Annotated in this window: 18 protein-coding genes and 1 pseudogene; 8 read left to right on the top strand and 11 right to left on the bottom strand. The window is 51.1% G+C overall.

The window, feature by feature from the left end; all coding sequences use genetic code 11:
* Nucleotides 1–48: 48 nt before the first annotated feature.
* The 5 genes from QT397_00825 to QT397_00805 form a co-directional block, all read right to left on the bottom strand.
* Nucleotides 49–705: an ABC transporter ATP-binding protein gene (locus QT397_00825; protein ID WNZ53946.1), complete on the bottom strand. Its 657-nt coding sequence runs from the start codon at nucleotides 703–705 to the stop codon at nucleotides 49–51.
* 85 nt (nucleotides 706–790) lie between these two features.
* The gene (locus QT397_00820; GenBank protein WNZ53945.1) at nucleotides 791–1,471 is read right to left on the bottom strand and encodes an ABC transporter permease; all 681 of its coding nucleotides are present in this window, start codon (nucleotides 1,469–1,471) and stop codon (nucleotides 791–793) included.
* A 4-nt stretch (nucleotides 1,472–1,475) separates the two neighbouring features.
* A complete protein-coding gene (locus QT397_00815) occupies nucleotides 1,476–2,390 on the bottom strand; it encodes a hypothetical protein (protein ID WNZ53944.1) in 915 nt (304 codons plus the stop codon).
* A gap of 29 nt (nucleotides 2,391–2,419) precedes the next feature.
* A complete protein-coding gene (locus QT397_00810) occupies nucleotides 2,420–2,848 on the bottom strand; it encodes a hypothetical protein (protein WNZ53943.1) in 429 nt (142 codons plus the stop codon).
* Nucleotides 2,849–3,021: 173 nt separating this feature from the next.
* Complete coding sequence (locus QT397_00805; GenBank protein WNZ53942.1) at nucleotides 3,022–4,203, bottom strand: polysaccharide biosynthesis/export family protein; 1,182 nt, start codon at nucleotides 4,201–4,203, stop codon at nucleotides 3,022–3,024.
* A 246-nt stretch (nucleotides 4,204–4,449) separates the two neighbouring features.
* Here QT397_00805 and QT397_00800 point away from each other — a divergent pair, with 246 nt between their 5' ends.
* On the top strand, nucleotides 4,450–5,217 hold the full coding sequence (locus QT397_00800; GenBank protein ID WNZ53941.1) for an SDR family NAD(P)-dependent oxidoreductase: 768 nt from the start codon (nucleotides 4,450–4,452) through the stop codon (nucleotides 5,215–5,217).
* A gap of 19 nt (nucleotides 5,218–5,236) precedes the next feature.
* Here the strand turns inward: QT397_00800 and QT397_00795 are convergent, their stop codons facing one another.
* The 6 genes and pseudogenes from QT397_00795 to hmgA form a co-directional block, all read right to left on the bottom strand.
* Nucleotides 5,237–6,538, bottom strand: a complete 1,302-nt coding sequence (locus QT397_00795) for an aminotransferase class I/II-fold pyridoxal phosphate-dependent enzyme (GenBank protein WNZ53940.1) — start codon at nucleotides 6,536–6,538, stop codon at nucleotides 5,237–5,239.
* Between the two features lie 59 nt (nucleotides 6,539–6,597).
* Nucleotides 6,598–11,436, bottom strand: coding sequence for an SDR family NAD(P)-dependent oxidoreductase (locus QT397_00790; protein WNZ53973.1), 4,839 nt, complete (start codon nucleotides 11,434–11,436; stop codon nucleotides 6,598–6,600).
* Nucleotides 11,382–12,806 (bottom strand): acyltransferase domain-containing protein, encoded by a 1,425-nt coding sequence (locus tag QT397_00785; GenBank protein ID WNZ53939.1) that lies wholly within the window; start codon nucleotides 12,804–12,806, stop codon nucleotides 11,382–11,384. Before QT397_00785 ends, QT397_00790 begins: the two co-directional genes overlap by 55 nt.
* Nucleotides 12,778–14,160, bottom strand: a complete 1,383-nt coding sequence (locus QT397_00780) for a polyketide synthase (GenBank protein ID WNZ53938.1) — start codon at nucleotides 14,158–14,160, stop codon at nucleotides 12,778–12,780. The genes QT397_00785 and QT397_00780 overlap by 29 nt, the downstream gene beginning before the upstream one ends.
* 363 nt (nucleotides 14,161–14,523) lie before the next feature.
* Nucleotides 14,524–16,051 (bottom strand): annotated as a pseudogene (locus QT397_00775) (Fic family protein).
* Nucleotides 16,052–16,164: 113 nt separating this feature from the next.
* A complete protein-coding gene (gene hmgA, locus QT397_00770) occupies nucleotides 16,165–17,529 on the bottom strand; it encodes a homogentisate 1,2-dioxygenase (protein ID WNZ53937.1) in 1,365 nt (454 codons plus the stop codon).
* Between the two features lie 927 nt (nucleotides 17,530–18,456).
* On the opposite strand from hmgA, the gene QT397_00765 reads away from it, so the two are divergent.
* The 7 genes from QT397_00765 to ugpC are packed head-to-tail and all read left to right on the top strand — an operon-like array spanning nucleotide 18,457 to nucleotide 26,624.
* Complete coding sequence (locus QT397_00765; protein ID WNZ53936.1) at nucleotides 18,457–19,740, top strand: ABC transporter substrate-binding protein; 1,284 nt, start codon at nucleotides 18,457–18,459, stop codon at nucleotides 19,738–19,740.
* Complete coding sequence (locus QT397_00760; protein ID WNZ53935.1) at nucleotides 19,737–20,690, top strand: sugar ABC transporter permease; 954 nt, start codon at nucleotides 19,737–19,739, stop codon at nucleotides 20,688–20,690. Before QT397_00765 ends, QT397_00760 begins: the two co-directional genes overlap by 4 nt.
* Nucleotides 20,687–21,508, top strand: coding sequence for a carbohydrate ABC transporter permease (locus QT397_00755; protein WNZ53934.1), 822 nt, complete (start codon nucleotides 20,687–20,689; stop codon nucleotides 21,506–21,508). Before QT397_00760 ends, QT397_00755 begins: the two co-directional genes overlap by 4 nt.
* Before the next feature lie 3 nt (nucleotides 21,509–21,511).
* Nucleotides 21,512–23,608: a beta-galactosidase trimerization domain-containing protein gene (locus QT397_00750; GenBank protein ID WNZ53933.1), complete on the top strand. Its 2,097-nt coding sequence runs from the start codon at nucleotides 21,512–21,514 to the stop codon at nucleotides 23,606–23,608.
* An 11-nt stretch (nucleotides 23,609–23,619) separates the two neighbouring features.
* Nucleotides 23,620–24,654: a LacI family DNA-binding transcriptional regulator gene (locus QT397_00745; protein ID WNZ53932.1), complete on the top strand. Its 1,035-nt coding sequence runs from the start codon at nucleotides 23,620–23,622 to the stop codon at nucleotides 24,652–24,654.
* Entirely contained in the window at nucleotides 24,641–25,510 is an 870-nt protein-coding gene (locus QT397_00740) for an endonuclease/exonuclease/phosphatase family protein (GenBank protein ID WNZ53931.1), read from the top strand. Before QT397_00745 ends, QT397_00740 begins: the two co-directional genes overlap by 14 nt.
* Before the next feature lie 10 nt (nucleotides 25,511–25,520).
* On the top strand, nucleotides 25,521–26,624 hold the full coding sequence (gene ugpC / locus QT397_00735) for a sn-glycerol-3-phosphate ABC transporter ATP-binding protein UgpC (protein WNZ53930.1): 1,104 nt from the start codon (nucleotides 25,521–25,523) through the stop codon (nucleotides 26,622–26,624).
* Nucleotides 26,625–26,800 lie beyond the last annotated feature (176 nt).

Here is a 26,800-nt window from a genome sequence, read left to right as displayed (position 1 = left end):
GAGACTGTAAAATAAGAACCGACCGCCCCGACATGACACCTTGCCCAGCTACTTAAGCTGGTTCTCCCGATGCACAGCCAGTGCTTCATCAACAGAGTCATACATCGTCAACTCGCCCTCATGTAGAAGACAGGCGCTATCGCAAAGTTTCTTGATCGTAGCTTCGGAATGCGAAATCATGATGATGTTTGCATGCTTGAGCTTGGTTTCAAAAACTTCATCACATTTTCGTTTGAAGCGTCGATCTCCAACAGCAGTTACTTCGTCGATTAAATAACATTTGAAATTAATCGCCATACTCACACCAAACGCAAGACGAGCTTTCATCCCACTGGAGTATGTTTGGATGGGAAGTGCCATTGATGGCCCAAGTTCAGAAAAGTCTTCAACGAATTCAACCATTCGCTCTGTGTCCTCGCCATACATTCGAGCAACAAAACGTACATTTTCAATGCCCGTCATCTTGCCGGCAAAACCTCCGCCGAAACCAAGGGGCCAAGATACTTTAACATTGCGTTTTATTCGTCCACTGTCAGGTAATTCTGCACCAGCGATCAAACGCATTAGTGTCGACTTGCCAGCACCATTATGACCAAGAATTCCAATATTTTTCCCCTTTGGAAAACGGATCGTGAGACCTTTTAGAATTGTCTTAGTTACGCCTCTCAAGCGATATGTTTTGTGAACGTCGATAAACTCGATCATCGAACAGACTTCTTTCGGTAAAGGCGCTCGCCGAAAAAACCAACAATTAACAATGTGACTGTCACTGTCAGCAAATAAGATTTATCTAGGACAATACTATTGTAATTTCCATAGTAACCTTCGCGAAACCATTCGATTCCATGTAGCACAGGATTCCAAGAGAGCATTCTAACAATATGAGTTGGAAACTCGCTCGGCACATAAAATATTCCGGATAGAAAAAAAGTGGCCTACTAATTATCGCTTCAAGCTGCTTCCAAGTTGGCCATAATCGAAAGATAACAGCATTTGTCACACCGGCTCCTAAGCCGAGTAAAGTGAGCATAAAAAAAGCTGTTGCACATTTTTCAATATGTATTGGAAAAGTTGCTTCATCTAGCCAAATTAAAACAGAAAAAAATACAACAATAATCATGAAGTATGTCAGCGATATTAAAATATACTTTGACAATAAAATGTCTGTTTCTTTGACAAGTGGGTAACTTAACAATCCACGGCTGGAATTTATTGCTGTCATCAATGAATTCGACAACTTTGAATAGGTTTGAAAGGGAAAGACACCTGTTGCAAAGAAAAGGGCAAAACTCGTCCCAAATGCGGGGGCGCGACCGACCGTCGAGAAGATTAGTACTAACACGAGAGTGCTGAGCGTGGGTGTAACCACGGCCCAGAAATAACCTAATTGAGTATCGCCAAATGCTGTTCTAGTTTCTCGTAAAACTAGAGCACCAAGAACGCGTGCTTGTGTGGTAATAACACCTTCCATCGTTTTACTTTAAATGGTCACGGATGGAGTAGGTTATCACTGTGCAAAGGGCCCAAACTGCGAGCAAACCCAAGAATAGAATAAGCGTATTAATTAGTCGTCTTGGATAAATAGCCTCTTCAGGCTTTGAAGGAGGATTGAAAACCGCAAGATATCTTTGTTGCCGATCTGCTTCTGCTCTTGAACGTTCTAATCCCGCCAAAGCTGCAGTATAGGCTTGCTGGGCGAACTCTTGTTCAACAACCAACTCTTCGTAGTTTGCAAGTAGTGACGATAAGGAAGAAAGACGATCGGTATTGCCTTCAGTCTGTTCTAAGTGTACCGGTTCTTTTCCGCTGATTTCATCACGTTTTCTCAGAATCTGTTTTATCAAAACATCTTCTTGTTTACGTAACTGACGTATAGTAGGAGAACTCTCGTCTATCGTTCCAACGAGTGTTGCCAAGCGTGAACGTGTATCCAACAGTTGCTTTTCGAGCCCTGCAATTAGCTCAATTTGGACTTCAGCATTTTTGGTCGGATCGATAGAGCTTTCAGCACTGCGAAACTCTTTCATTCTCATACGAATTATTTTTAAACGTAGTTCTGCGCGACGGACTTCTTCTTCTGCGAACTTGACCGCGTCACGTCGTGCGTTTTGTGAAAGAGTGTTGACAAGTTCCGAACCGTAAGCGAGCACTTGAGTCGCTATTTTTTCGGTCATTTCAGGTGTAAAGGCCTGCACCTCCACTTCTATAATACTTGATGTATTGTCAAAGCTGGTACTAATCATGCTTTGCCAGTAACTCACGAGTTCTTCTACTGGAAGTTGAGTATCTAAACGATAAATAAAGTCGATATTATTATTAGCGAAATGATCGATGATGTTCAGATCTAGTGATAAGCGCTCGACAACTTCACGGCCTTCCAGATAATCCATAAGAATAAAAGAATCTGTAGTTGTTGTACCTACACTTGCCAGGCCAGTAAGTGCTCCAAGAAAGTCCCCCCAGCAGATGTTCCATCCATTCCTCGAACGGAGAAACCAATAGTAGATGAGTAACGTTCCGAAGCAATAAGTAAGAAATAAGATGCGCCAAGCAAACTAGGTACAAAAACCATCAAAATAAATGAGATCGCCAACAATCGCCGACGTAACTCTTGGGGCCTGAGCCCAGAGAAAACAAAAGGGTTACGCGAACGAGCTGTCTGCTCTTCGTTTCCATTGTCAAAAGGTAATGTAACAATTGAAGCTGCATTTTTGGAATTAGGCTTCAATTTTCTAGGGCGTTCAACCTGTTTAACTTTAGCTGCTCTTCTACGTTGAACCGCCTTTTCTTGGGGAACGGACTCTTCAGGACGGATTTTAGCGACGTTTGTGGTTGTCCCTTTTTCCATGTCAGGTCTTCACCTTTTCAAGAGTGCATATAGTCGTCTGTAGAGGCGCAATTAAATGAGCATGTTTGAGTTAACCAGTTATCATGGAACATAACATGACAATTAAAATTGAAAAGTCTGCTTTAACCTCTATTTAGAGAGCAGTGTTTGCATGTGTTTAAGTTCCCTCAAGTTTAAAAAGTCTTTACAACTTTTCCGATCGCGAGCGTACCACTTAAGATGCTTATAAACTTATTGAGTTCTGCTCCATAAGCACTTGAAACATAAACAACATCTTTGTCTCTCAGAGCGAACAGCTGGCCTTTGAAGTATGAGCGGGCATCTCTCATGTTTAAGCGGTAGATCACAGGAACCTTGCCTGAGTTTGAACCGCGATACTCCGTTTTAAGTTGTGAAATTACCTGGGGATCTTCGTAGCGGAATACGAAGAGGCCTTGAGAGTTCGCTGCATTCTTATCCAGACCACCAATGCGGCCTAATGCCTCAACAAGCGAGACGTTGGATGCCTGTAGTGGGTACTCACCAACCTTTGGCACAGCACCGAATGCCGTAAACGTCTGCGGATCGTGCGTTACAAAAACACGATCGCCGGGTCGCATGTAGACATTCTCATTATTGTTGAGGAAAACGTTGCTCAGAAGCTGCTTAGCTTGTTTGCCATTTCGCGAGATTGAGACATAGCTCTCAGTCGCTGGGGATGCATTGCCCCCGGCATTCGCGACAACATCAAGCAGTTTTTTACCGCTGAGATCCAATGGATATTGGCCTGGTTGGCGAACGGCTCCATTCACTGTTACTAGGCTGCTGGCATTTTGCTTCAGAGTAACGATCACTTGCGGGTTGGTTGCTTTACGATCGAGAGCCACCTGGAGCGCTTCCTGAAGCCGCTCAACAGATTTACCTCGCGCATGTACTTTACCAACGTAAGGTATTGTAATCGCGCCACTCTGGTTGACCATGAACGGACCAAGCTCTACGCCACCAGCCTGACCGGTTGGCGTAAATAGGCGATCATTGCCTTGCTCCCAGACGACAACAGAAACAGTATCGCCGATCCCGACTATATGCTTAGGCGCCCATCTCCCGCCAGTAAATACCTTCGCCAGACCGTTCGGCTGGTAAGCTGAAAGGACTGAGGTAACATTATCATCCAAGTCAATCAGGTGATAATCAAAAGGCTCGGCACGGCGCTCAGAAGAAGCTGCTTGTATCTCCGAAGAAATCGGCCCTGCGGAGGGAAGAGCAGCACATCCTGCCAAGAACGCAAGGAGCGGAGCTACAACCATTGTTGACTTTAGGAAATGCGAAGTCGCTGAAGCCTTATTTGAATTCGCTAACATACGAGAAAATTTCATAAAAATTCTATCCACGTTTCCGTCAATATCGAATTGAGATTGTAGTAAATACTCAGCTCATATATGGGGATGTAAATACCTTATTTGTGGCAAAAAAACAAATGCAGGTAGCGGAACGGTGGTGACTACCCGTTGTTTTCTATGGAGAAAGACTGCAAAACTGTGAGCAGTTAAAGGTGCGCGTTGGAAATTAACCATCTGTTTGCCATGAATGGCGCGGTGTGGGTGTCTGGAGGCTGATTCACCATGTTCAAACCCAAGTCGATTCTCATCACTGGTGCCAGTTCGGGTTTAGGGCGGGCGATTGCCCTGGGTTATGCTGAGGCAGGTGTAGCGCTTTGTTTGACAGGGCGAAATGAGGAGCGGTTGGGGCAGACTGTGCGGGTTGCGGAAGAACGTGGTTGCCGGGTGCTTTGGAGATCGCTGGACATTTGCGATGCGCAAGCTGTTCAAAGTTGGGTCGATGAACTGGAGCAGGAAGTTTCTCTGGATCTAGTGATTTCCAATGCAGGTGTTACGGGTTCTCATGGCATCGACGGTTCTGTTGAAACTGCAGAGACAGCGCATGCACAGATTGCAACGAATCTTGGGGGAACGGTCAATTTGCTCACTGCAGTAGCTCCCTACATGCAAAAGCGCAAAAGCGGGCGTATTGCTTTGATCAGTTCGCTTGCGGGAATGCAACCCATTTCAGACGGTCCTGCTTACGGGGCCTCAAAGGCAGGTATCATTGCTTATGGAGAGGCAATGCGCGATCACTTGCATAAGTGGGGAGTGTTCGTCTCGGTGATTTGCCCGGGTTATATTCTCACACCGATGGCAGATCAGTTTAAGAGCTGGCGCCCCTATGAGTCTACTGCGGAACAGGCGGCAGAAAAGATCAAGAAGGCGATTGGGCGGAAGAAGGCGTTTTATGCGTTTCCGTGGCAGCTTGCCTTGAGCATCCGGATTGGAAAACTGCTGCCATGGCAGTTACGGCGGCTTGGAAATCAGCGCTTCAATTATCAGCGCTGATTCAAATGGTTAGCGTCAACTAAGCTGACATGACTTGCTGAATGGAGATGGGGTTGCTGTTGTAAGTCGCCATCTCTTCATTCACCAGCTGAATTGCCTGGTCCAGCTGCTCCTCGGTGTGCTCTGATGTAATGAAGAAGCGCAGACGAGCAGATTTTTCCGGCACTGCTGGATAAATGATTGGCAATACGTTCAGGCCGCGATCCAGCAGACGGGCAGCCAAAACAGTTGCCTTCAAGGAATCGCCGACCATAATTGGGACCACAGCACAGCCTTGGCTTACGCCGGTATCGAGGTTCGCCTCTTGTGCCTTTTCTAGGAAGTACTGGCCATTTGATTGTGCTGCCTGAACACGTTCTGGTTCTGCTTCCATCAGGCGTATGGCTTCACATACGGCAGCGGCGATTGGCGGGGCGATGCCAACGCTGAACACAAAGCCGGAAGCGGTGAGCTTCAGATAATCAACCAGATCACTACAGCCAGCGATGTAACCGCCACATCCAGCTAGTGTCTTGGAGAATGTGCCCATCCAGATGTCGACGTCTTTTGGATCAATCTGGAAGTGCTCAGCGATCCCGCGACCAGTTTTGCCAAGAATGCCGATGGAATGCGCCTCATCGACCATGAGCCACGCACCATACTTTTTCTTGATCTCGATAAGGCGTGGCAGATCCGGATAATCACCATCCATGGAGTACACGCCTTCCACCACGATCAGAACGCGTGGGTGCTTGTGCGCGCGCAATTCCAGAATATTTTCAAGGGCATCCAGATTGTTGTGCGGGAAGGACTGGCGCACAGCACCGGAGAGTTTGGCGCCGGTTACAATGCTGTTGTGGATGTAGCTGTCGTGGATGATCAGATCATCCGGCTGCATCAGCTGGCCGATACTGGTGACGTTGGTGGCATGACCGCTGACAAATGCAACAGAGCTCTCGACACCATGCATCTTCGCAATGAGTTCTTCCAGCTCTGTGTGGATCACCCGCTCACCAGCTACAACTCGGCTTGCGCTGGCGGAGATGCCATAGTGGTCAACGGCAGTTTTTGCGGCTTGCTGAACCTTCTCGTGGCCGTTCAATCCGAGATAATCGTAGGATGAGAAGTTAAGGTACGTCTCTCCATCAATCTGGGTTGTTGCTCCGGCACGTGCTTCATGGGCGCGGAAAAACGGGTTGTTGATCTGCAACAGATCTGCCGCAGCCTTTTGAAGGCGAATTTCTTTGAAACCCGGCAAGTCAGCAAATTTCGGAGCGATTGCCTGTGTCTGAGCTGGTTTGGTTGCCTTTGGCTTAGGAGCAGACGACTTTGAGCGCCGCACAGCGCTCAAAGCATTTAAACGGTCGTCTTTGCTCAGTTTTTTCTTTTCTGACTTGGCCATTAATTCAAAATTCTTGCGCTCTTGTCTTGATGGGTATCGAGGATCTCGCGCACGCTTGATTTTTGGGCGTCATCGAGATCATCAGAAAGGTGTTGGCTTGCAAGTACATTGTGCGAGCCATCCTCAGCAGAGGCATCCCCACCTTCACGTTTGCGGAGTTTTTGCAGAATCTGAGCTGCAAAATCATCCAAGCATGTCCCGCCGGAGATAGAAACCAGCGGAATCTCCAGATTGAAACGCTTCTGAATACCCATTCGCAGTTCCAGTCCCATCAACGAATCCATACCGAACTCGGCCAGTGGGCGCTGATGAGAGATGTCTTCCGCAGGAAGGCGCAGGATACGTCCAATTTCACCGGCAAGAATATGCGCAACGACTTCCTTGGCTTCAGCATCAGACTTGCCTTCAATCAGTGAAAGAATGTCTGTTGCACCATCACTGTCGCCATCAACGTCAGTGCGGCCTACGATCTCCTGGAAGAGAGGCTTGCTGAGCAGGGACAGAGACTGATGTGCTGCTGCCCACGCGAAGCGGCCGATATGGACAACTGCAGCTGGTGCAGATCCGTCATCCTGTTCCATCGCCAGCTTCAGAATATCCAAGCCTTCACGTGCTTTGATGGTTGCTTCACCAAGGTGACGTGAAAGCTTGTCGGAAACATCTGCGTTTCTGGCAAGGAAGCCTACATCGCCGATCGCACCCCAGCCGACAGCTGTAGCAGGCTTGCCCGCTTTACGGCGCGCTCTTGCGAGGCCTTCCAGATAACCATTGGCAGCCACATAGTGAGACTGACCTGGGTTACCAATCAGCGTTGTCGCTGAGGAGAACAGAATGAATTGATCAAGTTCGTCGTCGCGCGTCAGCTCATCAAGCAGACTTGCACCCTGAACTTTTGGTTCCAGAACCTTGCGGAAGCGCCTTTCGTCAAGTTGCTGAATGATACCGTCATCGAGCACCATCGCTGCATGGGTAACGCTCTTGATTGGTGCGGACTGGCGCAGCTCGGTCAACAGAGTGTTGATCGCAGCCCGGTCGGTCACATCACAGCTGACTGCAGAGACGGTAACGCCCTTGTTGGCAAGGGCCTCAAACAGCTTCTTATGCGCTTCGCTGACGTTTGCAGAGCGACTTGTCAGAGTGATACGGCGTGCGCCGTTGTCAGCCATCCAGCGGCAGATCTCGAGACCGAAACCACCCAGGCCACCAATTACAACATGATGCCCATCAGCGGAGAACTCCAGAGGCTTGCGTTCCTGAGGGACGCGAACCTCTTCTGGCTCAGGAGGGGTAATCAGGATCTTTCCGATGTGGCCGGAGCGCTGCATCAGACGGAATGCGTCTTGCACGTTGCGACCTTCGAACACGCGATATGGCAGTGGAGTGAAGGTGCCATCTTTGATCAGCTCAAAAACATCTTCAATCAGCTTACGGGCCAGATCACTGTCATGCAGAAGGATCTGGTCCAGATCGATGCCGAAGTAAGACACATTGCGACGGAATGGGCGCAGGCCGATTTTGGTATTTGCGTAGTAATCGCGCTTACCCAGCTCTAGGAAGCGGCCAAATGGGCGAACAATGTTGATACTCGCTTCCATCGCTTCGCCAGCGAGGGAGTTCAGAACAGCATGAACGCCTTTCCCATCTGTGATTTCCATGACCTTGTCAGGGAACTCGAGACTGCGAGAATCGAGAATGTGGTCTGCTCCAAGCAGGCGCAGAATCTCACGTTTCTCTTCAGAACCCGCAGTTGCGATAATTTTTGCACCAACGTGCTTTGCAATTTGCAATGCAGCTAGGCCAACACCACCGGCACCACCATGAATGAGAACCCATTGATCTTCTTTGAGTTCTCCAAGGTGAATGAGAGAGTAGTAAGCTGTCAGGAAGGCAACTGGATAGGTTGCAGCTGATACCAGCTCTTGGCTCTGATCAAGCTTTGCGACCGCAAACTTAGGACATGTTACATAAGAGGAGTAACCACCAGAAGTGAAGGCGACCACTTTGTCTCCAACTGAGACATCGCTCACATTCTCGCCGACACGCGTAACCGTACCAGAGATCTCCAATCCCAGATTTGGACCGCCATATCCATCCTCAAGAGCTTCTTCCGGCAGCATTCCCAGAGTCCACATCACATCACGGAAGTTAAGGCCGGTTGCTGCGACCTTGATCTCAACCTGATCTTGCGTAGGCTCAATACGTTCCTGTCCACGCCAGTCCAGGTGGTTCAGGGAACCCGCTTCAGAGAAGTTAAGTTCAACGTTTTCTGCTGGCACCCAGGACGATTGACCAAAACCAGATTTGACGCGTGAAACCACCTGATTTTCATTCGGTAGAAGAAGTTCGTTCTCCTGATTTTGTGAGAATACAGCTTCCAGAACATCTGAGGTAATGCCCTCTATGGACTTATCAAGCGCCACATCCAGTGTGAGTGGTGTAAGCTCTGGTGCTTCGTTTCCAAGCACACGTGCAAACGTCCATGCAGCACTTTGTACTGGCGCTTCCTGTTTTGAACTGTGACCACTGCCGCCAGGTGCAACGAATGCGAGCTGCCCAGCAAGTCCCGGATAGGCTTTGACAAGACCGACGCAGGTTGCGCAGCGCTTCATCACCTGGTCGACAGGATTATCGCCAGTTTCAGCCAGGCCATAAAGGTGGATGATCGTTTTCTGATCAGCATCGAGGAAAGCAGAGCCCGCCAGTGCAGTCTTCCATCCGCTTGCTTCATTCAGATCAAACTGATCGCTGTCAGCATCCAGAATGGTGACATTGCAAGATGCGAGACGTTCATCTGCTTTGATTGCCTTAGCGATCTCCTGTTCTTGCTTAGCATTGCCGGTAAGAACAAGGAGAGCATCACTATCTGTCAGATCAAGAGGTGCACTTGCCTGCTGCTCAGCTTTAGAAGCGTTAGACGTTGCTTTTAGCAGAACAACAGAAGCCCCATCTTTCAGTGCTTCAATTGCAATAGGTGCCTCAAAAGACGTGTTACCGAACTGATCCAGCCAATCATTGCTTGACTTAAGTGGGCCGACTGGGAATTCATCGGACAACGAACCTGCAAACCAGTCTTGAGATAAGCCGAAGGCAACGTCATGGAAGACGTCGGTCAGAGGCTCAATCGCAAGGAACTGGCCACCTTCTGAGAGCGATTGCCCCAACTTATCGAAGAGCTGAGGCTCGCTCTGACACGCTGTGTGGAGCAGGCCAGAAGAGACGATAATGTCAAACGGCCCTTGTTCCAGCGCTGCTTCCCAAGTGTGATTGCTATCCTGATTGCTGGTGTCGAAAACAGTAATGTTCGGCTCATCCAGGACACTGGCAGTCAACCGCGCAGCACTTTTGTGATTGCTGTCCGCGATAGAAATACGCGTGATCCGATTTGGAAGAAGTTGCTGAACATCTTTTGCCAGATTCAGGCCAGAGCCGCTCAGGTCCAAAACGTGTAGTGGCGTGTTCAGGTCCCAATCAGCAAGCGCAGTCTTCAACCATTGCGACACGCTTTTGCTGCGTGTTTGTGCTTCTGGAGAGGAATACCAATACTGTTCCAACATCGCGCTAGAATGCTCGAGGTTTTCCTCATCAACAGTACCGCGTTGAAGGCTTTCAAGAACATGTTTGCGGGTAGTCGCAAGGATTGTGGCCGCAGCGATATCTTTCGGACTTTCCTCAAGCACACTTTCAACCAGCAAATCGAACTCTGGAAGTTCGAAATCGCTGTTCAGATCAAATCGACCTGCACCACAGTCTGTTGCTGCACCGGCTTCTTCCAGAATGCTCAGAAGATTGATGAAATAGCGTCGGTGATTGACAGGCAGGCTTTCGATGGTAACGGTCTGATCATCATCGGCAAACTTTGAGATGATATCGAAAGCCGTCCGCTGTGCCGCTGCGTTGAGCAGCAAGTAAGCTTCACGCTCTGCTTCATCATCAACGGTTCTGAATTTCTCTGCAACGTAATCTTCAATCGCAGGGAAGACGTGAGCCAGCTTATTTGCTTGAGCTGATGGGCTACGCTGCAGAGCAGACTCTACGCGATAAATCAGATCAGAGGGATTGTCTTTTCTGCCAAGCTCGGTTGCTCTGAAACGTCCGCCTTTGATTGCGATGATGACGTTGTCATCTTCATCAAAGATCTGGAAATCTGCCAGAATTGAGAGATCAGACGCACGTTTTACCTGAATGCGCACATAAGCAGGGGATGAGCCTGATTTATACTGACGAACTTTATCAAAGAAGATCGGCACGTAAGCCTTAGGGCGGCTGTTTTGTGTCGTTGTTTCTCTGAACAAGGACAGCAACCCATGGAAACACCCATCTAGTTCAGCGGGATGGATACCGAAGGCGGAGACCTGATCAACTTCGTCCAGAGCAGAAAGATGGACGATAAAGGTACCTTGATCGACCTGAGAAACGTTTTGAGTACGCTGGAAGCGCGGACCAAACTCTAAGCCGTAGGTCAGAGCAGCTTTATAAATTTCCTCGCCACTGTTGATGAGGCTGGCAGCTTCAAAATCCAGCTGAATGTCAGGAGCTGTTGTCTCCAGCTTCCCAACGCGGCCAACGGCATGCAGTGTCCAGTCATCACCACTCAGGCGCATGCGACTAGATATTTTAACTGTGCCTGTTTCCTCAGAGATTTCAGTTTGAACTTCCGTCAGATACTCGTCGCTTAAGACAAGCGCTTGCAGAATATCCATAGAGCGGAGTTCAACAGCCTCAGAGCCATACAAAGAGGCGCCTGCTGCCAGAGCCATCTCAACATAACCAGCACCCGGGAAGATCATCTGGCCGTTAATGACGTGATCTTCCAGGAATGGCACGGTGAAGCGGTCCAGATGGGTCGTCCAGAGATTGTAATTGTTGTTTGGGCGCCATCCAAGCAGAGGGTGTTCTCCCCCCGGAAGATGCCCATGTTGGCTTCATGGCTGTTTTCAAAGCGGAAGCTTTTGTTTTGCCAAGGCAGAGGTGGCAGATTGACTGGCTCCTCTGGATTCTTGCCAAAAAGCTTGTCTGTATCGACTTTAATACCGGCAACAAAAGCGCGTGCCACCAGATTTATGACCGGATCTGCACCATTCAGCTGCTCATTTGACAAGCTGGAAAGGACGGAACCTTTTCCGCCTTTGTCAGCTGCAACCTGGCGGAGATAACTCTGCAGAATTGGCTTTGGACCAATCTCAATGATGGTTTCAGCACCAAGATCCAAAGCAGTTGCAACAGCTTTTGAAAACAGCACTGGTTTGCGAAGGTTTCGCCACCAGTAATCAGCATTCAAATCCTCACCATCAGCGACGGCACCTGTTACCGTGGAGATGAATGGGATGTGACTTGTTGCAGACACAACCATTCCAACTGCGTTGCGGAATGGTCGCTCAACAGGTTCAATAAGTTGACTGTGGAACGGATAGTTCAGCGCAACTTTTCTAAAGGCAACATGGTTGGCCCGGGCAAACTTTGCAAAGCCGTCCATGTCTTCTTTAGTACCAGACAAGCTGACTGATTTTGGACTGTTTTCAGCTGCAACTTCGATGGAGTCAAAACCGCTTTGGGCAACAAGGCGGCGCGCTTCATCGGCAGGGAGCACAAGTGCTGCCATGGTGCCGTGACCAGCAACCACTTCTTGTTCAGCAGATCGATGGAAAACAAGATTTACAGCCGCTTCCAGGGTGAGTGCGCCTGCTATGTGAGCGGCTGCGACTTCACCGATGCTGTGGCCTAGCACCATATCTGGTTTGAGTGCGTAATCTTCCAGAGCCTTGCATAGGGCAACCTGAACAGCAAACAGAAGCGGTTGCGCAATGCTGGTCTTTTTTAGATCGTCTTCAAGCGTTTCACTGAAGAGCTCAGTCTTCAATGACCAGCCAGACAGGCCTGTGAAGATTGTATCTACATTGTCAAAGACTTGCTTAAACAACCCGTTTGCAGCGTAGGCATCACGGCCCATGCCTGCCCACTGAGCGCCATTCCCCGAAAATGCAAACGCGCATTTTCCAGTGCTTGCAGCTTTGTTGGAGTAGATGACATTCGTGTTTTTCTGATCATTCGCAAAGTCGGAAAGCGCCGTCTTCAACAAGGTGAGATCTGCACCTCTAAACGCAGCTTTTTCCTGAAAAACACGCTTCCGATGGAATGTAGCTGCACAAATCTTTTGACTATCCTTTTCAGTCAAAAGATTTTCATTCGCATACTTTCTGAGCGAGCTCAACAAGTGCTTCTTTGGTTGGCGCACTAAGAAGCAAAGTACTCTGATTTTGATGAGTATTGAGCTGAGTTACATTTTCAGCTGGCGTATCAGGATCACTGATGATGACGTGGGCGTTGGTACCGCCAAAACCAAATGAGTTCACACCAGCAAAACGTGGAGCACCTGTACGAGGAAGCTCAACACCTTCACCTGCGACTTTAATGTTTAAGCCATCAAAATCGATATCCGGGTTCGGATCTTTAAAGTGCAGACTGGCTGGGAAGTAATCATTTTGCAATGCCAGAATAGATTTTGCTAGTCCAACCAACCCTGATGCCGGCTCCAAGTGACCAACATTGGTTTTCACCGAGCCAATAGGCAGCGGTGCACGTCGTTTTTGTGCAAGAGTGCGACCAATGGAACCAGCTTCAGCCGGATCGCCAACACGGGTACCTGTCCCGTGGGCTTCAACAAATGCAAGCTGGTTTGGATCAATTCCATGCGTCTTATAAACGCGATCAAGCAGATTGGCTTGTTCCACATCAGATGGAAGGGACATGCCAACTGTGCGACCATCAGAGTTGACGTCAACAGCTACAATGTCAGCGTGTGATCGCTGACCTTTCCAACGAGGGGCGTCCTTCCGTTTGATGACGAGTGCTACACCACCTTCAGAACGCACGTAACCGTTACCGTTGGCATCAAAGGCTTTACACTGACCATCTGGAGACAACATGGTTGCCTGCGCAAAACCAACGAATGGGAACGGGCTCGCAAGCACGTTAACACCCGCTACAATTGCACAATCAATACGACCGGAGCAGAGGGCACGATATGCTTCGTGCAGCGCAACCAGAGAAGATGAGCATGCAGTATCAACTGTAAAGCTCGGGCCTTTCAAGTCGAAGATATAGGAGAGACGATTTGAAATGATTGAGAGCGTATTACCAGTCATAAAGTGACCAGTTGCTACATTTGGATCGAATAGGCTCTCGTTGGCATAATCAAGAGCAGAGGCGCCCACATAAACACCAACATGATCACCTGCGAGAGTCTCAGGCGAAATACCAGAGTCTTCGATCGCTTCCCAGGCAAGTTGGAGCAGGATCCTTTGCTGAGGATCCATTTGCTCCGCTTCACGAGGTGAAATGCCAAATGCGGTTGGGTCAAAATTCCAGAGATCTTCTACAATACCCGCTTTGAATGTGTATGCTTTTCCTGGTTCAGACATCCGAGGGTGTAAGTAGCGGAAATGAGACCAACGATCTGCAGGGATCTCAGTTATGCTGTTTTGCTCTGACTTCAGCAGATGCCATAATGCTTCTTTGTTTGAAGCTCCAGGTACACGAACTGATAGGCCTACAATTTCCAACACGCAGCAAAACTCACTCAAATTTGGGGTAGCATCTAGATCTATGATGCCTGCATCTAAACTTAAAGTTCCATATATAACCTAGACGCGAATGTACTTTCAAAAAAGAACGCATCAACAGAAAATTTGATATCCCTTGATGATGGAGGAGAGATTTTGTCTCTGCAAAATAAGTGGTAATTTTAATTGAGTTGAATTTTATGAAAAGATGAACTTCTGGGTGGTTCTTTTGTTTTTGATTTTTATTTAGTTGATTTGGTTTAGGTGAGTATTATTTATTTGTAGTTTCTGTATTCTTACTGTGGGGAGATTGTTTTTTATGTTTAGATGTCTATATTTTAGGGGAAGAGTAATATAATCTAGGCTCTACTCAAAATACCGCTCATAAATCTCCTCAATACGCTTCGTTTCTTCTTCGGTCAGTGCTTCGAATTCTTTTGATTTCGCGCGGTGGGAGAGTTTTCCGTTATTTTGATTCAGGAATCGGAAGAGGAGATCGGACAGGCGGGCGGGCATGTCGATGAGTTGGGAAAGTTCGCGCTGGAAGCGGTCGTGGTTTTGCAAGAAGCGGGCTTCCTCCGGCAAGTCGTGTTCAACCGTACGTTTTACACAGGCGTAGAGGAATTCTGCGTGGGCGGTGGCGTCAAAGAATCGGTAAAAGTCAGCTGTTTCGTTGGTCACGCTGAGGTTGCCGTGGGATGTGGGTTGCCAGTCAATTTTACCGAGAAGGCGTGCTGAGTAGTCTTCCAGCACTTGTCTGTAAGTATCGATCTCGTTCCAGAATCACCGCGGAGACCGGAAACACCACACCGGGTGGATTGAAGCCGCGCTGTGCCAGCGCGTGGTGGATGAGGTAGCGGTGGAGCCTTCCATTGCCATCTTCAAACGGATGCACGTAAACGAAGCCGAAGGCGAGAACAGCTGCTGCCAGAACTGGGTCCAGATGTTTGGCGTGGTCATGTGCAAAGTCAATCATGCCTTTCATCAGACTTCGCAGATCTTCCGGCTTTGCGCTGATGTGATCTGGCACGGGCATACGAGTTTCGCGGTCGTGCATGCCGACGAAGCCGCCTTCTTCACGCAGACCCAGATGAACGAAGCGGTCATCGCCAATCACGATGCGTTGGAGGCGAAGGAACTCATCGATGCTCAGCGGTGTTTTGCCAGCCTCTGCGATGGCACGCCCCCAGCGTTGGATGCGGTCATGTGCCGGGCGCTCTCCTTCAATGGCGAAGCTGGACTTGCTGTCCTTCAATAGCAAAAAGGCTGCGGTTCGTGCGAGCAGGTCTTTGGGAACGGATGCGGCTGCATCCATAGCTTTTTCCTGCAGTTTGGCCTGCTGAAAGGCCTCCAGATCGCTGTTGCGGAAGATGAGAGGGCAGAACTGAGGTGTCCCAGGTAGGTTGTTGCGCACGCGATGGCGGGGTGAGGAGACAGAGCTGCCACCGAATTGCTTGTCGGTATCCAGTGCATCCACATAAGCGCCTGACTCGACATCGGGCAGATCCAGTTTCTCGCCAAGCAACCATTCATAGAGAAACCAGATGCGTCGTGTGTAGCGGCCCGTCGGGCGGGATCGCATCAATTCTTCAATGGGCTCCGGGCCGCAGACAAGGAACAGGCGCTTGAGCAGGGCTAGATCCAGCCCTTCGTTTTTCAGCGCAAAAGTGAGGTGGCCCAACAGCGTGGCTTCCGGGGCGTGCCGGGGAGTGAAAATACGCCAGCCGTCTTGCTCGATGATCTTGTGGCGATCTCCGATGGCGCATAATTTGTGTGGAAGGGGTACTCTTAAGTCATAGGCATCAATAAGCGCTGAGTAGCCTGCCGGAGTTGCAGGTACGGGAAGCCAGCTTTCGTGAAAAACTGTTACGGCCTGTGAAAAAGGCTTACTCATGCGCTACTCCCATGAAAAACTGTTACGGAAGATAGCGCAGAGGGAGACTTATGTGAATACCTGTCATTTTTCAGAGTAAACTCCGAATAATCGTCAGCTCCTATGAAAAAGCGTTATTTCAAGCCGGGAGTGCCATCAAATTTGCGCTCCAGGCCAGACCAGCAGTCCACATAATCGTCCTGAAGAGGGGCTTCTTTTCCCGCAAACTCAGTCAGTTGTTGCGGAAAACGGGTTTCGAACATGAAGCTCATGGTGTCTTTCAGCTTCACCGGATCCCAGCTGCTGTGAGAGGCTTTTTCAAAAGCTTCCTGATCTGGACCATGGGGCAGCATGCAGTTGTGCAGGCTGATGCCGCCGGGGACGAAGCCATGTGGTTTGGCATCATACTGCCCATAAATATTACCCATCAGTTCAGACATGATGTTCTTATGGTACCAGGGTGGCCGGAAGGTATCTTCCTGCGGTAGCCAGCGGGGCGGAAAGATCACAAAGTCGATATTGGCCGTGCCTTCCTCTGAGGTTGGGGCTGTGAGTACGGTGAAGATTGAAGGGTCTGGGTGGTCGAAACTGATCGCGCCCACGGGAGAGAAATGACGCAAATCATATTTATAAGGGGCATAGTTGCCGTGCCATGCCACAACGTCCAGCGGTGAGTGATCGATGGTCGTCCGGTGAAATTCCCCGCACCATTTGACCGTCACATGACATGGGCGTTCGATGTCTTCAAACTGCGCTGCTGGCGTTTTAAAATCCCTTGGATTTGCAAGACAGTTAGCGCCAATTGGGCCGCGGTTGGGCAGCGTGAACTTAGCGCCGTAATTCTCACAGATAAAGCCTCTGGCCTTGCCGTCTGGCAGGCTGACTTTAAACACCATACCGCGCGGCAAAATGCAGATTTCTAGCGGTTCCAGATCAATCAGGCCGAACTCGGTTGCGATCTTCAGACGGCCAGTTTGTGGCACCACAAGCAACTCCGCATCGGCATTATAAAAGTACTCGTCCTCCATATCCGCGTTGGCCAGATATACATGCGCCGCCATGCCCATCTGTATGCCGACGTCGCCGGCTGTGGTTATGGTGCGGATGCCGTCGATGAACGTGAGCTTTTGGCCTTCAGGAAACGGAACCGGATCCCAGCGATACTGGCCAAGTGAGACAACATCAGGGATCTTGTTGGGGGCGGTTTTCCAGTAGGGATGCATGATTTTCTGCAAGCGACCCAGGTGCTTAACGGAAGGTCTGATGCGATAGAGCCAGGAGCGTTCGAGTGTCCTATGCGGTGCGGTGAAAGGAGAGCCGGAGAGCTGTTCGGCATATAGACCATATTCAACCCGTTGCGGTGAGTTCCGTCCTTGTGGCAGGGCGCCCTTGAGGGCCTCGCTCTCAAAATCATTGCCAAATCCGGCCATGTATCCCGGTGTGGTTCCATAGCGACTGTCATGGGGGCTCTCTGGGTTTTGATCAGTTGGTTTTTCCATGGTCCACTCCGGGCATCACCAGCGGTTTTGGGTCGGGTAGAGAAGGTGGTTCAATCCTCAGGCTTGAACGAGCAGAGGCATCTGAGCACAGAACCAGATGCACGCAATCAACGCGATCTGGTGGAGGTAATCCATCTCCCGAAAACTATGGGAAGAAAATGGCGGGGCCATGAGCCTTTACTGAATTACCTGCCAACAATCCTGACCCTTCAAACTGCGGCACCCATGATCCGTGGATTGGCTAATTCTTCAATAACAGTAGGGTGATAGCCAGCAACTGAGCAGCTTGTCTGAAACAGCAAGTGAGAGAGCGAAGTTTGCCGCTGCTACATGGAGGCGCGCCTTCCATTTTGGGCTGGTGGGTGAATGGATCATCTCGCAAGTCACTTGTTCATTTTTTGGAGGTCAGGGCTTCTCGGTTGTCCTAGATGATGGGGGACTTCTCCGTTTAGGTCCGTTTTCAGGTTGAGTTGGGCGCGTAAAAGCGAAGGCGAGTGGGGGCTTGTTTTCGTGGTTGTCATCCTGAAAGCGGACCTTGCATCTGTCACGCTCCTTGATGAGCGCCAACTCTTCCAATTTTTTGGCCGTGTTCGCTATCCTTCGTTTGGGACAACAGCTCTTTGCGTCATGCTTCAAAGCGCTTGCCTCTCGAACATGCATCCTTGTTGATGAGTAACTTGAAACCTTTCTAATTAAGTTGGTAATCTGATGCGGTTCAGGGCTGCCTTGAAACCAGATTCTCTCAAAACAGTTCTCAGAATCGCATTTCTCCAATATTTATACATGAGAAATTTCAATCGAATTCTTATCAGAAAAGCCGCAGAATATTGCTAATTCGACGTAGCAAACTGCATTAGCTCATCAGAAATACGTAAATTTTTCTAGACAGCGCTCCGAAAATCTATCTAAGTTGATAACGTTTCATATTTGGGAGCTTGTTATGAAAATATTGAATTCGGCATCTGCGCTCGCAATTGCCGCTATGACATTTGCGGGGGGACCGCATTTGCAGCTGACAAAGAGCTTGTGATCTTCAACTGGCTGGGTGGCTCAGAACGTGATCTGATCATCGCGCTGGAAGAGGGTTTTACCGCTAAATATCCGGACTATGAGATCAAGGACATCAATCCGGCAGCGGGTGGGGATGACCCGCGCTCGGGCATTCGTTCTGCAATGCTTTCCGGCGAACAGTTTGATCTCCTGCTCAACACCTGGCCATCCTTTGAAAAAGAGCTGGTGGATGCTGACCTGATCCGTCCGATTGATGCTGCATGGGAGCAGTATGGCTGGTCATCTGCGTTGAACGATAGTTGGCGCAATCTGGCAACTTATGACGGCAAAACCTATGGGGCATACTTCATCGCGGGCAACCGTTCCGGTGTTTGGTATCGCCCGGATACACTGGCAAAAGCTGGCATCGCGGGTGAGCCAACCCAGTGGAAGGACTTCCTGAGCTCTTTCAGTGCCTTGAAAGAAATCGGAATGCTGCCTGTTTCCATCGGTGCAAGAAGCTGGGCGCAGACCGAATGGTTTGAAAACGCACTGCTGCGCACCGCTGGCCCTGCCTTTGCCAAGGAACTTTCCGAACACAAAGTGGCGTGGACGGATGACCGCGTGAAGGAAACCTTCCGCAATCTGCGTGACATGCTGGAAGCGGACTGCTGCGCAGAACCGGGCGCGATGCTCAGCTCTCACTGGACAGATGCTGCGGATGCCGTGCTGAAAAACAAAAAGGCAGGCTTCATGCTGATTGGTTCCTGGGCAAACCAGCGCGCCAAGAATGAGTACTCCCTGACTCCGGTGAAAGACTACTCCTTCATGCAGTTCCCGGTGATCAAGCCGGAATACGGCAACGCGATGAGTGTTGATGGAAAGAACTTCCTTGTGATGAAGCAAGCGAAGAACCCGGAAGGTGCAGAACTGTTTATTGATTTCGTTCTGAGCAAGGAAGGCGCTGCAATCATTGCAGAGCAGAACCTTGCAACACCGAGCGCGCACGTGGATCCCTCGTCCTACGATCCAATCGTGCGTAAATACGCTCAGATTTTGCCGCTCGTAGACGTTTTCTTTGTTCTTGATGATCTTCTGCCAGCTGAGTTGAGCGGTGAGTTCCGCGTTGGCTTGCAGAAATTCCTTCGCGACCCAAGCGATGCGAACATTGATACTGTCACAGCAGCGCTCGAAGCTAAAGCGAGTGAGCTTTATCAATGAGTGTACAACATGGGTCTATCTTAACCTCCCAGACCCAGGCGGGGCCTTTTGCGGGCCTCGCCACCCGGCTCTTCGGAGGTAACCTGCGCCGCGCCGACTGGATTGCATTTGCACTGCTGGCGCCGACACTGATCTTCTTCAGCATTGGTGTGCTGTATCCGCTCTTTGAGACGATCCGTGTGAGTTTTCTTGACTGGACCGGATTGAGCCAACCGAAACCTGCAGGTTTCTCTAACTATATCAAGCTGTTCAATGACGCGAACTTCTGGAATGCGCTGCGGGTGACGCTGACCTGGACACTGGCTTGTACCGGTATTTCCGTCTTTATCGGCTGGAGTGTTGCGCTGATTTCCGGTCTGGCTCCCAAGCAGACCGCACCATTCCGCGTGGCCATCTTTGCAGCCTATGGCATCTCTGAAACCGCTAGTGGCTTGATGTGGCTGGGTATTTTGCAGCCTGACTTTGGTCTTCTCAATGGCGTGCTGCGCATTATCGGGCTGGAAGGCTGGGCGTCTCCATGGCTGGGCGAGCCATCCACTGCAATCTGGGGTGTTGTTGCGGCCTATGTCTGGACACAGGCTGGTCTGCCTCTGCTCACTTGTTATGCGGCCATTCAGGCGATCCCGAAAAGCCAGATTGAAGCGGCGCATATGGATGGAGCAACCCACTTCCAGATCCTGCGCTACATCATGGCACCTCTCAGTCTTCCCGGTGTGCGCATTGCGATCTTCATCAACCTGCTCAACAGCCTCAAAGCGTTTGACATGATCCACATCCTGACAGCTGGTGGGCCAATTCGTTCAACAGAAACAGTTGGTTACTTCATGTACCAGGAGTCTGTTGTCTACTTCAAGCAGGGCTATGGCGCTGCAAGTACGGTGGTGCTTCTGCTCGCGGTTATCGTCTGTTCCATCCCACTCATTCTGGACAAGGCATCGGAGAGCAAATGATCAATCAAACTCCAAAATGGCCTGTTTTTGTACTGGGGTCTGTTGCAGTTATCTGGATTGTGCCGCTGGTGGGTATCATTGCCATGTCGATCCGTCCGGAGGGCGAGATTGTCAATGGCTGGTGGACGATTGAGCCTTTCACGTTCACGCTGGAAGCCTGGCGTGAGGTCTGGGTCAACTACCCGATTGGCCGCGCGTTTTTGAACTCTCTGGCCGTAGCCAGTTTCGCGACTATCCTCCCGGTTCTGTTTGCACCAGCAGCGGCTTATGCGTTCCATTACCTCAAGTTCCCGTTCCGCCGGATCTTGCTGCTCATCCTCGTGAACGCATTTGTTGTGCCAAATCAAGTGGTTATCATTCCCCTCTTCAAGCTGTGGCGCGAGATGGGGCTGATCGATACCTACTGGTCCGTGGTCATTCCGTTCGTAGGGCTGTCCTTCGCCTGGTCGGTTCTGCTGGTCAAAAACTTCCTTTCCAACTTCCCGCGCTCGCTGATTGATGCAGCGCAGGTGGATGGGTGTGGGCATTTGCGGACCTACTTTTTTATCGTGCTACCAAACACGTTAACGGCGATGGCGGCGGTTGGCATTCTGCAGTTTATGTGGACGTGGAACTCGCTTCTGCTGCCGATGTTGTTCCTGCGGGAAAATGCGACGCTGCCGGTGATGCTCTCCACGATCTCCGGAACCTATGAACCCAACTGGGATCAGCGCGCGGTTGCGACCATCATCACCTCCATCTTACCACTCGTTATCTTCTTGTTCTTCCAGAAGTATTTCTCCGCTGACGGCAAAAATAACAGCGGCTCCAAGGGCTAAATCATGTGCCAGAAAAAAGAAGTAAAAGACTTCCGATACCGCCAGATTCATCTGGATTTTCATACCTCTGAACATATTGGAGGGATCGGATCCAAGTTTGATCCGACGCAGTTTGTTGAAACGCTGAAGCATGGCGAGGTGGACTCCGTCACCCTGTTCGCCCGCTGTCATCACGGCTGGAGTTATTACCCCACCAATGTGGGCAAACCGCACCCGGAACTGCAGAACGCTGACCTGTTGGGGGATATGATCAAGGCCTGCCATGCAGCCGACATTGCGACCCCAATTTACCTGACAGTTCAATGGGATGAGCTGACAGCTCGTGAGCATCCGGAATGGCGTGTGATGCAGGCGCAGAACACGGCGGCCAACTATCCGGGCACCGAGCCCTCCGCCATGAACCAGCTTACTCCCACATGGCACACCATCTGTCTGAACCACGAAGGCGCGATCCAGCGGCAGATCGACATCGCGAAGGAAGTTTGCGCGCGTTATAATCCACCAGCGCTGTTCATGGACATTCTCGCCTCGTGGGAATGCACCTGTAACGCCTGCCTTTCCTCAATGAAATCAGAGGGTTTGGACCCGCTGAGCGCGGATGATCGCAAGAGTCACGATAAACGCGTTCTTTTGCGTTTTTTTGAAAGGTTTTCGCAAGCGGTCAACGGAGAGTTCCCTGATACACGAATTTTCTTCAACTCTGGCCACATCTACAAAGGCCAGGATGAGCGCTACCAATATTACGGTCATCTGGAGCTGGAGAGCCTGCCGACCGGTGGCTGGGGCTATGACCATTTTCCCGTCTCAGCACGGTACGCGGATACATTGAACCTGCCGTACCTGGGTATGACGGGACGCTTCCATACGCATTGGGGTGAGTTCGGCGGCTTCAAGCGGGCTGACGCGCTGACCTATGAATGCTGCCTGATGGTATCTCTGGGCGCACGCTGTTCTATCGGCGATCAGCTGCACCCGAACGGGCATATGGACTTTGCGACCTATGACCTGATCCGCCCGGCTTATTCCCGCGTCAAAGCGCTGGAGCCATATGCGAGCAACGCGACCTATCAGCGGGAAGTGGCGATCCTTTCTGTTGAGGCGCAGGTCTCCCAGCTTGGTAGCCATTTGGGCCACCGCAGCGAGCCGAGCGACTCTGCTTCTGCCCGCATGCTTCTGGAAATGCAGATCCCGTTTGACCTCATCTCCTCTTCCAGCAGCTTTGATGACTACAAGCTGATTATTTTGCCGGACAGCATTCGCCTGAATGACGACCTTGCGGTTCGCCTGAAAGCGTTTACGGACGCGGGCGGCGCCATTCTGGCCACTGGCGAGTCCGGCCTTGATGTTGAGGGCAAGCGATACCTCCTCGACATCGGAGCAGAACTGTCCGATACACCAATGGAGTACGACCCGAGCTATCTGTCCTGTCGGGGAAAGCTGGACGATGATCTGGTCGATGCTTCTGTTGTTATGTACGAGAAGGGGGCATCTCTGCGCGCAACAGATGGTGATGTGCTGGCTGACGTCCGTCCATCCTATTTCAACCGCACATGGGACAAGTTCTGCTCGCATCTTCACACGCCGGAAGACCCGGATGCAGCGCCGCTTGGTCCGGCAATCCTGCAGAAGGGCAATGTGGCGTATGTGGCTTATCCGTTGTTCCGCCTTTACGGCACAACGGGTCAGACGCTTTACAAGTATCTGGTGCGCGGTCTCATCAACCGCCTGATGCCAAACCAGCTGATCGGCACCGAGCTTCCATCGGCAACGCGTATGTCCTTGATGAAGCAGGCTGATGAGCAACGTCAGGTGCTGCACGTGCTTTACGCACCAACCCAGTTGCGTGGCAGTGGTGTGCCGTACAATGATGGTCAGACCCGCGCGGTTGAGATCATCGAGGATGCACCGGAGCTTAGAGAAGCCAAAGCCTGGGTGCGGATGGACGAAGAGCCAACGGACGTGACCTGCGCTTATTCGGGTAAAACACTGCCATGGCAGTATGACAGTCTCGACAAAAAGCTGCACATCGTCTTTCCTAGCCTCCATATCCATGGGGCCGCCGTTATCTCACAGGCAGATAACGCTGTGGCTGCGGAATAAAGGGCAGTGCAGTGAAAAAACCAACCATCCTCGATGTAGCAGATACCGCAGGCGTCGCCGTTGGCACCGTTTCACGCTATCTGAACGATCAACGCATCAGGAAGGACAACCGGACCCGGATCGAACAAGCGATTGCCGATCTGGGATACCGGGCCAATACGCTTGCCCGCGCCATGAAAACAGAGCGCACGAACACAGTCGGGTATCTGGTTCCCAAGTTTGACGAGTTCAACTCGGGGATTTTGACCCAACTGGTGCGGTCTCTGCGTGCCCGTGGGTATTCCATTGTAACCTTTCACCATTCCGATGAAGCGGATGCCATCAACGAGGCGCTGGAATCAGCGTCTTCACGGCGCATCGATGCCATCATCTTATCCGGCACGCATGAAGTGACGGAGAAGGTGCAGGAGCTGCTGACCGGGGAGCAACCGGTCATCATCTTCAACAATGATGTACCGGGCGTGGAAACGGATAAGGTGCTGGTCAACGATGAGGCTGCTGCGCAAGATGCAGTGAGCCGCATGATCGACTTTGGCCACACCCGCATTGGCGTGGTGACGGGGGACCTGAATGGAAGCACAGGGCAAAACCGGTTGCAGGGCTACAAAAAAGCCTATGAGCAAGCAGGCCTGAGTGTTGATGAGGAGTTGGTTTACGTTGGCAATTGGGGCCAGCTGGATGGATACACCGCCATGGACAGGTTCCTTGGCATGGAAAATCCGCCAAGTGCTGTGTTCTTCTCCAATTACCTGATGACCATTGGTGGTCTGGACTGTTTGTCCAGCAACGGCAAACAGGTGGGCAAAGACATTGACCTTGTCACCTTTGATGATCCGGACATGTTCCGGCTGATCCCACCGGGCATCACCGCCATTGAACAGCCCATTGAGCAGATTGCCCGTCATCTGACGGAGATCGTGCTGAGCCGGCTGGATGGAACGGCGCCTGACCACCCTCGCAATATTCGCGTCAATTGCGCGCTCAAGCTGCGCGGCTCCTTAGGAGTTGCTCGGAAAGCCTCCGGAAAAACCCATGAAGATAGTTAGCTACAACATTCAATACGGAACCGGCATCGACGGTAAAGTCGATCTGGAGAGAATTGCAGGAGAACTTGAAGGGGCCGACATCATCGGCCTGCAGGAAGTTGACCGCTTCTGGAAACGAAATGGCAATGTGGATCAGGCTGCGGAACTGGCCGATCTGCTGGGTGGATATCGCTGGGTCTATGGCCCGGGTCTTGATATGGACGCCTCGTTTCACGATGAAAACGGCAAGCTGGTCAACCGCCGCCGTCAGCATGGGGAAATGATCCTTTCCAAATACCCGATCATTTCCACCCGCACTTATCCTTTGCCCAAGATGGGCTCCATCACCCGTCATGCCATTCAGGCCGCTTTGTTGGAAGCTGTCATCGATGCGCCGGGAGGCCCGCTGCGGGTCTACAACACCCACCTGTTTTACTGGTCACCAGACTTTGCGCTGGTACAAGCACAGTTTGTGAAGGACCGCATCAAGACCGCTCCATCTGAGGGTGGCGCATGGTGTGGTGGTCCGGGCATCGATGCCCACTGGCTCAACGACGAACCGCAGCCAACCATGCCAACCGACTGCATTTTGCTGGGCGACATGAACAACGGTCCGGGCACGCCGGTCTATGAGGTGTTCACCGGCCCGCCATCAGAAGAAGGTGGCCGCGTGCAGACGCTGGATGGCTTTGTCGACCCGTGGGTGTGGCTGGGCAATGAGGAGATGAGTGGCAAGACCGCGCATTTTGACACCCGCCGCATTGACCATGTGTTTGTGGGCGCCTCTTTGCGCCACCGCATTGCAGGCATGTGGGTGGATGAAGACGCGAAAGGCTCTGACCATTTGCCGGTCTGGCTGGAACTGAAGGATGCCTGAGGGGGAAAGCATGGCACAAGTTACTTTGAAAAATCTCGAAAAGTCCTACGGTCCAACCAAGGTCATTCATGGCATTGATCTGGAGATCAAAGACAAGGAATTTGTCGTTTTTGTTGGGCCGTCCGGCTGCGGAAAATCCACCACACTGCGCATGATCGCTGGCCTTGAAACGATTTCTGGCGGGGAGTTGGTCATTGGCGATCGGGTGGTCAACGATATGCCACCACGCCAGCGCAACATCTCCATGGTGTTTCAGGACTACGCGCTCTATCCGCATATGACGGTTGCCAAAAACCTTGGTTTCTCGCTGAAGATCGCCGGGGTTTCCCAGTCCGAGATTGAAAAGCGTGTGGCGGATGCGGCAGCTATTCTGGGGTTGGAGCCTTACCTGAAACGCAAGCCGGGCCAGCTTTCCGGTGGCCAGCGCCAGCGTGTTGCCATGGGCCGTGCCATCGTGCGCCACCCGGATGTGTACCTGTTTGACGAGCCGCTCTCCAATCTGGATGCCAAGCTGCGCACCCAGATGCGTATTGAGATCAAAAAGCTACACCAGCGTGTCGGCAACACCATCATCTACGTGACCCACGATCAGGTGGAAGCCATGACACTGGCGGACCGTATCGTGATTATGCGTGATGGCATCATTGAGCAAGTGGGCAGCCCGCGTGAGGTTTTTGAAAAGCCGAACAACACGTTCGTGGCGACCTTCATCGGGTCTCCGCCCATGAACCTGATTGATGCCCATGTGGCTAGCAGCAATGGCGATCCGGTGCTGAAGCTGGGTGACGGCAGTGAGCTGAGTGCGCCTACACGGCTGCGCAGCACATTGGAAGCGGGCAAAGCGGTGAAGCTGGGCGTGCGGCCAGAAGACATTTCGCCGGAAGGCAATGCCTTGCCGACAGCCGGCGAAATCGCACAACTGCAACTGCCTGTATTGCTCTCTGAAGACCTGGGCTCAGAGGCAACTTTGTTTACGGAGCTGGCAGGCTCTCCGGTTCAGTCCATCATGTATAATCCGCGCACAGTGCATGCTGGGGAAACGCTGAGCTTCAACATGGCCCTTGATAAATGCCATGTGTTTGATGGAGAGACCCTGCGCAATCTGGCAGCTTAAGTTCTTTTGGGGCGAGCCTTGCCGAAAGCTTGTTACCACTTTTCGGCAGGGCCGCAGCTTGATCTGCCGGATTGACGTAAACAAAGAAAAGCCCTGAGCCTCAGCTCAGGGCTTTTGCCGTTGTCGCGTCCTCCCGAAAAGCGGCTCTGGTTTTCAGGTGGACGCGCTGCTTTAGC

Origin of the sequence: Microbulbifer sp. MKSA007, from assembly GCA_032615215.1 — a bacterium.
GTDB lineage: Bacteria > Pseudomonadota > Gammaproteobacteria > Pseudomonadales > Cellvibrionaceae > Microbulbifer.
This window is presented reverse-complemented; position numbering and strand designations above follow the sequence as displayed.